The sequence below is a fragment of the Acinetobacter sp. YH12041 genome (assembly GCF_013419975.1).
GTDB lineage: Bacteria > Pseudomonadota > Gammaproteobacteria > Pseudomonadales > Moraxellaceae > Acinetobacter.
This window is the reverse complement of the sequence record NZ_VOZC01000025.1, coordinates 21,570-30,774: the sequence shown is the minus strand read 5'-3', so window position 1 is coordinate 30,774 and position 9,205 is coordinate 21,570. Positions and strand designations below refer to the sequence as shown.

At 43.7% G+C, this 9,205-nt stretch carries 6 protein-coding genes and 1 pseudogene; 6 read left to right on the top strand and 1 reads right to left on the bottom strand.

Features of this window, described 5'->3' with window-relative positions:
- The 3 genes and pseudogenes from FTU00_RS13795 to clpB all read left to right on the top strand — a co-directional run.
- Nucleotides 1-108: pseudogene (locus tag FTU00_RS13795) on the top strand (IS5/IS1182 family transposase); the annotation flags it as partial.
- Between the two features lie 79 nt (nucleotides 109-187).
- The gene (locus FTU00_RS13790; protein ID WP_257229812.1) at nucleotides 188-484 is read left to right on the top strand and encodes an MbcA/ParS/Xre antitoxin family protein; all 297 of its coding nucleotides are present in this window, start codon (nucleotides 188-190) and stop codon (nucleotides 482-484) included.
- A 253-nt stretch (nucleotides 485-737) separates the two neighbouring features.
- Nucleotides 738-3,317, top strand: a complete 2,580-nt coding sequence (gene clpB / locus FTU00_RS13785) for an ATP-dependent chaperone ClpB (RefSeq protein ID WP_180139282.1) — start codon at nucleotides 738-740, stop codon at nucleotides 3,315-3,317.
- A 67-nt stretch (nucleotides 3,318-3,384) separates the two neighbouring features.
- On the opposite strand, the gene rlmKL is transcribed toward clpB, so the two are convergent.
- Nucleotides 3,385-5,589, bottom strand: coding sequence for a bifunctional 23S rRNA (guanine(2069)-N(7))-methyltransferase RlmK/23S rRNA (guanine(2445)-N(2))-methyltransferase RlmL (gene rlmKL / locus FTU00_RS13780; protein WP_005235042.1), 2,205 nt, complete (start codon nucleotides 5,587-5,589; stop codon nucleotides 3,385-3,387).
- Between the two features lie 655 nt (nucleotides 5,590-6,244).
- Between rlmKL and FTU00_RS13775 the strand changes: the two genes are divergently transcribed.
- From FTU00_RS13775 to FTU00_RS13765, 3 genes are all read left to right on the top strand, one after another.
- Nucleotides 6,245-6,577, top strand: a complete 333-nt coding sequence (locus tag FTU00_RS13775) for a hypothetical protein (protein WP_034170006.1) — start codon at nucleotides 6,245-6,247, stop codon at nucleotides 6,575-6,577.
- A 224-nt stretch (nucleotides 6,578-6,801) separates the two neighbouring features.
- Nucleotides 6,802-7,818, top strand: a complete 1,017-nt coding sequence (locus FTU00_RS13770; RefSeq protein ID WP_034702102.1) for an aspartate carbamoyltransferase catalytic subunit — start codon at nucleotides 6,802-6,804, stop codon at nucleotides 7,816-7,818.
- Between the two features lie 10 nt (nucleotides 7,819-7,828).
- A complete protein-coding gene (locus tag FTU00_RS13765) occupies nucleotides 7,829-9,067 on the top strand; it encodes a dihydroorotase (protein WP_180179906.1) in 1,239 nt (412 codons plus the stop codon).
- Nucleotides 9,068-9,205: the final 138 nt, after the last annotated feature.

Genomic DNA, 9,205 nt, shown 5'->3' with positions numbered 1-9,205 from the left:
AAAACCTTCAAAATTCTTGCTGAGCGATATCGCAATCGAGGCAAAAGACTAGCATTAAGATTCAATCTAATTGCTGGAATTTATAACTTGGAGCTGAGTGAAAAATGACTTATGAAAGAAATCTAATGAAACGGATATTTCTAAATCCCAAGTATTAGCCAAAGCTATATTCAACTTAGCTGAACAGTTGCAATTGCAAGAATCCGAGCTTGCATTAGTTCTGGATCTATCTAAAGCAGAATTATCGTCAATCATAAATCAAAAAGAATTAGAACCAGATACTACCGCAGGTAAAAGAGCAATAACTTTAATCAATATCTATCAAGCGTTATTTGGTCTGAATGGTGGGGATCTGAGCTGGATGCGCCAGTTTATCAATTCACCTAACAAGCTTTTGGATCAGCAAATACCAAGATCCTTGATGCAAACAGAATATGGTTTGAGTGCAGTATTGCGATTACTAGGACGCTTGCAACCGCACTAAAGGTCTTTCTCTATTTTCTACCCATCCGAAAAATAGCAGAGTAAATTAAATCAGATATTCATTATTGATCTTCACTTTAAAAATTCTACTTTCGCTCACTTGAAATATTTTCATTGAATACCAATATTAATACTGATAACTCTGTCTTTTATTTAATTAAATTTTTGAAAAATATATAAAAAATTATTTGAAATTTTATTTCCAGCACCCATATATCCATCAAGTAGAAAATTTGTTGTGAGGAATAACAAGAATGCGTTTTGAGAAATTTACCAATCGCTTACAGCAAACCCTTTCCGATGCGCAATCTCTGGCAATGAGCAAGGATCATGCTGCCATTGAAGGGATTCACATCTTGTCCACCTTGATGGAAGAAGCATCGAATGTGAGCTTGCTGCAACAGGCAGGAGCGAACCTGCGTGACCTGCAAAGCAAAGTACAAACTGCGCTGAACAATGTAGCTACGCTCGGTAATCCCTCTGCCGATATCAATATCAGTCAGGAAGCAGCCAAAGCCCTGCATCTAGCGGACAGTTATGCACAAAAAGCAGGAGATGAGTTCCTGTCCACTGACTGGGTATTACTGGCACTTGCAGAAACGGGTGCCACCAAAACCTTATTAAATAGTGTTGGCGTAAAAACTGAAACTTTACGACAGGTCATTAATCAAATTCGAGGCGATGAAAAAGTCATGAGCAATAATCATGAAGATCAACGGGACTCACTGAATAAATATACGATTGATTTAACTGAACGTGCCATGGCTGGCAAACTGGACCCGGTGATTGGTCGTGATGATGAAATCCGTCGTACAATTCAGGTGCTGTCACGCCGTACCAAAAACAACCCGGTACTGATCGGTGAGCCAGGTGTCGGTAAAACTGCGATTGTCGAAGGTCTGGCACAACGTATTGTTAACGGTGAAGTTCCTGAAGGCTTGAAAGGCAAACGTGTATTATCACTGGACTTAGGTTCATTGCTGGCAGGTGCCAAATATCGTGGTGAGTTCGAAGAACGTCTGAAAGCCGTTCTGAAAGATCTGGCTAAACATGAAGGCGAAATCATCCTGTTCATTGACGAGCTGCATACATTGGTCGGTGCCGGTAAAGGCGATGGCGCCATGGATGCGGGTAACATGCTGAAACCTGCATTAGCGCGCGGTGAACTACGCTGTGTCGGTGCAACGACTCTGGATGAATATCGTCAGTACATTGAAAAAGATGCAGCTTTAGAGCGTCGTTTCCAGAAAGTGCTGGTGGATGAACCAAGCGTGGAAGATACCATTGCGATTCTGCGTGGTCTGAAAGATCGTTACGCGACTCACCACGGTGTGCAGATTCTGGATTCTGCAATCATTGCTGCGGCGAAAATGTCACACCGTTACATCACAGATCGTCAATTGCCGGATAAAGCCATTGACCTGATTGATGAAGCAGCATCTCGTATCAAAATGGAGCTGGATTCTAAACCTGAAGCGCTGGATAAACTCGAACGTCGTCTGATTCAGCTGAAGATGCAGCTTGAAGCTGTGAAAAAAGATGCAGACTCTGGTGCACAAGGCGAAGTGAAACATCTGGAAGAGCAGATTGCCACTGTAGAGAAAGAGTACAGCGAACTGGAAGAAATCTGGCGTGCCGATAAAGCGCTGGTAGCAGGCAATAAAGACATTCAGGTGAAACTGGATCAGGCTCGCATTGCTCTGGAAAAAGCCCAGCGTGAAGGTGATCTGGCTGAAGCAGCACGTTATCAGTATGGTGTGATTCCGGAACTGCAAAAACAGTTGGAACGTATTGAAGCGGCTGAAGAAAGTGAAGCACCAAAACTGCTACGTGACAAAGTCACTGACAACGAGATCGCTGAAGTAGTCAGTGCTGCGACCGGTATTCCTGTAGCGAAAATGCTACAAGGTGAGCGTGACAAACTGCTGCATATGGAAGACTTCCTGCATAACCGTGTAGTGGGTCAGGAAGAAGCCGTAGTGGCTGTATCTAATGCTGTACGTCGTTCACGTGCCGGTCTGTCAGATCCTAACCGTCCAAGTGGTTCATTCCTGTTCTTGGGCCCAACAGGTGTGGGTAAAACAGAATTGACCAAAGCCTTGGCGAACTTCCTGTTCGACAGTGACGATGCCATGATCCGAATCGACATGTCCGAATTTATGGAAAAACATTCGGTGAGCCGCTTGGTCGGTGCGCCTCCGGGCTATGTCGGTTATGAAGAAGGTGGTGTGCTGACTGAAGCGGTGCGCCGTAAACCATATAGCGTGGTGTTATTCGATGAGGTCGAAAAAGCGCATCCGGATGTGTTCAACATTCTGCTGCAAGTGCTGGATGATGGTCGTCTGACTGACTCACAAGGCCGTGTGGTGGACTTTAAAAATACCGTGATTGTGATGACTTCGAACCTGGGTTCACAGGATGTCCGTGAACTGGGCGATAAAGCAACTCGTGAAGAAGTCCGTACAGTGGTGATGAATGCGGTATCGGAACATTTCCGTCCAGAGTTTATCAACCGTATTGATGAGCTAGTGGTGTTCCATGCACTGGAAAAAGACCAGATCCGTGGTATTGCCGATATCCAGTTGAACCGCTTGCGTCAACGTCTGGCAGAACGCGATATGCGTCTGTCTGTGGATGACAGTGCTTTCGATCAGTTAATCGAAGCTGGTTTCGATCCGTTGTATGGTGCGCGTCCATTAAAACGTGCGATCCAGCAACGTATTGAAAATGGTTTGGCACAAAGCATCCTGGCAGGTGAGTTTGGCCCTGGTGATACCATCGTCGTTCGTGGTGAAAGTGGCGAGCTGGTCTTTGAAAAAATGAAACTCAGCTAATAGAAGTTCTCCTCGCAACAAAAAAACCCAGCCTAGGCTGGGTTTTTCTTTATCTTATATTCACACCTTACATTTTTGGATGAGTAATTTTCCAGGCACGGTGAATTTTCTGGTTACGCTTGAAGTCTGGACCAATGGTTTCATGCGTGATTTCTTCCACGTCATATAAACCTTCAATCATTTCATCCATTTCGAAACCACGGTAGTTGTTCGAGAAATACAACGTACCGTCAGTGGTTAAACGGTTCATGGCACGTTTCAATAAAGAGACGTGGTCACGCTGAACGTCGAAAGTCCCGTAGAATTTTTTCGAGTTAGAGAATGTCGGTGGATCGATAAAGATCAGGTCATATTGTTCATGACCTTCTTTCAGCCATTCAAAACAGTCAGATGCAAAGAATTGATGTTGTTGATCGGCATGGTCTACAGTCAGGCCGTTCAGAACAAAGTTCTCTTTTGACCAGTTCAAATAAGTATTAGATAAATCGACACTGGTGGTACTCGCTGCACCACCTAAAGCTGCATGTAAGCTCGCCGTAGAAGTATAACTGTACAGATTCAGAAAGTGTTTACCTTTGGCTTCTTTGGCAATACGCAGACGCATCTGACGGTGATCCAGGAACAGACCGGTATCCAGATAGTCGGTCAGGTTGACCAGAATCTTGGCTTGGCCTTCCTGTACGATAAAGCGCTTAGACGCTGTACTTTGTTTGGTGTACTGGTTCTTACCTTCCTGACGGGCACGAGTTTTAATAAAGATGGCATCACGGCCTAGACCAGTCACAGCACGAATCGCTTGCAATGCCAGGTTAAAACGCTTTTTTGCTTTTTCAGGATCGATTTTTTTCGGAGGTGCATATTCCTGAACATGCAGACGTTCGCCGTATAGATCAACTGCTACATTAAAGTCCGGCAGGTCGGCATCATACAAACGCAGGCAGTGAATATTTTCTTTTACCGCCCATTTTTTCAGGGTTTGCATATTCTTGGTCAGGCGGTTAGCAAATTCCATCGCACCTTCGATCGGCTCGAATTGTTGCGGCTGCCAGCTTTCCAGGAAAGGACGTGTGACTGCTGCCGGTTTTACTGTACCAAAACGGATATAGATTGGCAGTTTACCGTTCATCAAACGCAGAATTTGCGGGTCATTGAACGCCAAGACATCGGCCTGTTCCACCTGAGCAGCAATGACTGCCGCTTTCTGATTCGGGAAATTTTTTTGTAGCAGATTAGACAGACCCAGATACAAGGCACGGTTAGATGCCTTATCACCCAGACGCTCACCGTACGGCGGGTTGGTGACGAAGAAGACTTTTTTGCCTTCCGCCTGGAAGTCCGGCCAATCATTTAAAGTACGCTCTTCGATCTTGATCTGGTCAAGCGCAGATTCAAAACCTGCCGCAATAATATTCTGTTTAGTGGCTTTCACCGCTTCCCAGTCTGCATCGAAAGCATAGAATTTGGGTAATGGGTTTTCTAGCGCAGCTTTATGACGTTCAGCCGCTTCAGCTTTAATACCCATCCATAATTCATGATCATGACCATTCCAGCCATTAAATCCGAAACGACGCACCAGACCTGGGGCACGATCAGTCAGAATCATCAGTGATTCAATAATAAACGTCCCTGAACCACACATTGGATCAACCACAATATCCGGGTTGATGTCTTTCAGGCCGCCTTTTTGCAGGATCGCAGCCGCCAGATTTTCCTTGATTGGTGCTTCAGTCATAAAGCGGCGATAGCCACGTTTATGCAGGGAATCACCGGATAAGTCTAAACAATAAGTATGTTCTTTTTTACCGGCCAGAATGTACATGGTGATTTCTGGCTGTTTGGTATCAATACTTGGACGCTTGCCCACAGCTTCCATAAAGGAATCGACGACGCCATCTTTGGCACGAAGGGTCGCAAACTGGGTATTAACCTTAATATCACGTTCAACGTGCAGACGAATTGCGAAGGTGCTTTGTGGTGCAAAAATCAGTGACCAGTCGAAGCTCATCGCACCTTCATAAAGCTCTTCTGCAACATCACGCGCATCGTGGGAGAATTCGATTTCATGCGTGTGAATTGGCATCAGGACACGAGAAGCCAGACGAGACCACATACAGATGCGGTAAGCATTTTCAAGCGTGCCTTTGAAGGTCAGACGACCTGGGAAACGTTCAATATCCTGAACACCTAAACCTTTGATTTCTTCTTCTAATAAGGTTTCCAGACCATCGGCACAGGTGACCCAATAATTGCTTAAACGTGAAGAGGTATTCATAAAATAGAGAGACCGGAAAAGAATAAATAAAAAACTGCGCTCAGTTTAGCGTATTTTACCTGTTAAAGCTTTGGAAATTTTTTAAATTCGAGCATATACAGCCTAGTTTTACTCATCCTAAAAAGCGCTAAATGCTGACTTAAAAAGCAAACTGAAAATTTACGAGATAGGTAGGATTACGCAATACTAATAAGTAAGATTTTTATTTAAATCTTTTACTTTACATATAGATATGCGATTAATATTAGACTAAGTCGCGATGATGGTTTTTCAATTGCGACCATGTTGTAGGTGTGATTTAAAAAAATAAATAATCGGGTTATTGATGTGATGGATCTGATACAGGGTCGTTTATATACACCTCATGGCATCAACATTACTCTAAAAGTAAAAGCTAAAATTTGGTCACTCATGTCAAGTGATCGAGACTAAGAATTGATTAGCCAGACGAGGAGTGAATCTAAAACAAAAAAGACACTGACCTAATATTGCTCGAGGTAGATCAATTTTCATTCATATCAATTTATAACTCACATAACTTATTTATTAATTTTGGTACGTTTATTGCTCTATCTAATATCAATGAAGCTGTAATGCTGAGGGGAGTCATTACAGCTTCATCTTTATTCTTAATTATTATTTCGGAGGGGCTTAGATGTTGGATCTTCAATTACGCAGGAATGAGGCATTTTCAATCGCTACCTTGATCTATGCACGTTTAAGACGAGTGACTGGGCGAGTAATTGATGCCATGTATCTTGCAGAAAATATCCACTATGCAAAGCATGTGATTGGGCTGGCAGAGCAGACTGAAGATCCTGAGTTATTACATCTGGTCAATCGTTTAAAAACCACTCTGGATTTATCGTCATTTTCAGAACTGCAGGCTGAAGAACAGGCGGAAAAGGAACTGATTTCTGTGGAACCAAGTGAAGAAGATATCTATCGCGCACAGGTTTCACATCATTATATTGGCGCATTGCGCTAATTGGGGGATTGGGTGTGGATGCTCCAGACTGAAGCACTCATGTTTAAATGAAAAAACCAAGCATATAGATAGACAGGTTAAATTATCTTATTGAAAAAATACATGGGAATTTAAATTTCCATTCTTATTACCGAGATGGTTTTTGTACAACCGAGCTCTTTATCAACTATAAAGATTCGCTAATCTCTGTATAATACGTTGACTTAACGTATAAGGAATCTCTCATGCACTTGGCGGCATTGCATACACCGAGCCAGATTCAACTCAACAAAGCAGGTAATCTTAAACATTTCCTGACCATCGAAGGTCTTTCTAAAGAAACTCTTACAAAAATACTGGACACTGCGTTGTCCTTTTTTAATGACCAAAATCAGCTGATCACCAATAATTTGCTCGAAGGCAAAACGGTGATGAACCTATTTTTTGAAAATTCTACCCGAACGCGTACTACTTTTGAGGCAGCGGCCAAACGTCTGTCTGCCAACGTGCTGAATATCGATATTGCCCGTTCAAGCACCTCTAAAGGTGAAACTTTACGTGATACCTTGTGGAATCTTGAAGCCATGGCGGCAGATATTTTCGTGGTACGTCATTCATCTTCAGGTGCAGCGCACTTTATTGCCAAAGATGTCTGTCCAAATGTCGCCATCATTAATGCAGGCGATGGCCGTCATGCCCATCCAACTCAAGCGATGCTGGATATGCTGACCATTCGCCGCGAGACTAACAAAAAATTTGAAGATATGTCGATTGCTATTATTGGCGATATCAAGCATTCGCGTGTAGCACGTTCAGATGTGGCGGCACTGCAAACCTTAGGTTGTAAAGATATTCGCGTGATTGCACCGAATACGTTGTTGCCATACGGTTTTGATGACTACAGTGAAGATGTACGCCTGTTCAATAATATGGAAGATGGCATCAAAGACTGTGATGTGATCATTACCTTGCGTATTCAAAACGAGCGTATTGATTCGCCAGCGCTGTCTTCTCAGGCTGAATTCTATAAAATGTATGGCCTGAATAAAGAACGTCTCGCCCTGGCCAAGCCGGATTGTATCGTGATGCATCCAGGACCAATGAACCGCGGTGTGGAAATTGATTCCAGCATTGCAGACGGTCCACAATCCGTGATTCTGAAACAGGTCACTAACGGGATTGCTGTACGTATGGCGGTACTGGCACTGGCGATGCAGGGGCAGTTACAGGAACAGGGTTTGATTGAAGCGATTGCGGTATAAGGAATAAGTCATGACTATTGTAAAAATTGAAAATGTCCGTGTTCTAGACCCAATCCAAAACACTGATTCAGTCGAAACGGTTTATCTGGAAAATGGTAAACGTATTGCAGAAACTGCTAACGTCTCTGAAACCATTGATGGACAGGGCAAATGGCTGATGCCCACCATGGTGGACCTGTGCGCACGTTTACGTGAACCGGGTCAGCAGCAACACGGGACTTTAAAGTCTGAAGGTAAGGCCGCACGTGAAAACGGGATTCTGCATGTCTTTACCCCGCCAGATTCCAAACCGATTGTGCAGGATAATGGTGCACTGATTCATGGTCTGGTTGAAAAAGCCATGCTGGATGGCGGTATTTATTTACAGGTGATTGGTGCGCAAACCCAAGGTTTGCAAGGTCAGCAACCGGCCAATATGGCTGGTCTGAAAAAAGGCGGTTGTACTGCGGTTTCTAATGCCAGTGCGCCGTTTGCCAATGATGATGTGGTATTACGTACACTTGAATATGCAGCGGGCTTGGACCTGACTGTAGTGTTCTATGCAGAAGAGCCGCAAATCGCCAAAGATGGCTGTGTGCATGAAGGCTTTATTGCTTCACGTCAGGGTCTGCCAATGATTCCGGCATTAGCGGAAACTGTGGCCATTGCCAAATACCTGCTCATGATTGAAGCAACTAAAGTACGTGCTCATTTCGGCTTGTTATCTTGTGGTGCATCAGTAGAACTGATCCGTATTGCTAAAGAAAAAGGCTTGCCAGTAACTTGTGATGTCGCTATGCACCAATTGCATCTGACTGACCATCTGATTGATGGCTTTAACTCTCTTGCACACGTACGTCCACCATTACGTTCTGAATCTGACAAAGAATTACTGCGTCAAGGTGTGAAATCTGGTGTGATTGATGCGATCTGTACCCATCATGAACCCCTGAGCAGCTCTGCCAAAATGGCACCATTCGCGGAGACACTGCCTGGATTTACTGCGTTTGATACCTATGTACCGTTCGGTATCCAACTAGTGAATGAAGGTTTCTTTACGCCGTTAGAATGGGTGGAGAAAGTCACAGTTGCTCCTGCGAAAGTCGCCAGTATGTTTGAGCGTTGGAAAGCGGAAGCAGGCTGGGTACTGGTTGATCCAGAACAGGAGTGGACATTAAGCAAAGAAACGATCGTTTCTCAAGGTAAAAATACACCACTGCTCAATCAAAAAGTGAAAGGTAAAGTGCTGCAAACTTTTATTGCTGCATAACACTTACATTTCGCGTTTACAAAAAGTCAGCTTCGGCTGACTTTTTTATATCTTAATTAAAATACTAGAAAAGTTAGCCTTACATAAACAGTGAAACTTTATGATATCAGTACAATTATTAACATTCCAAAGAGGGTG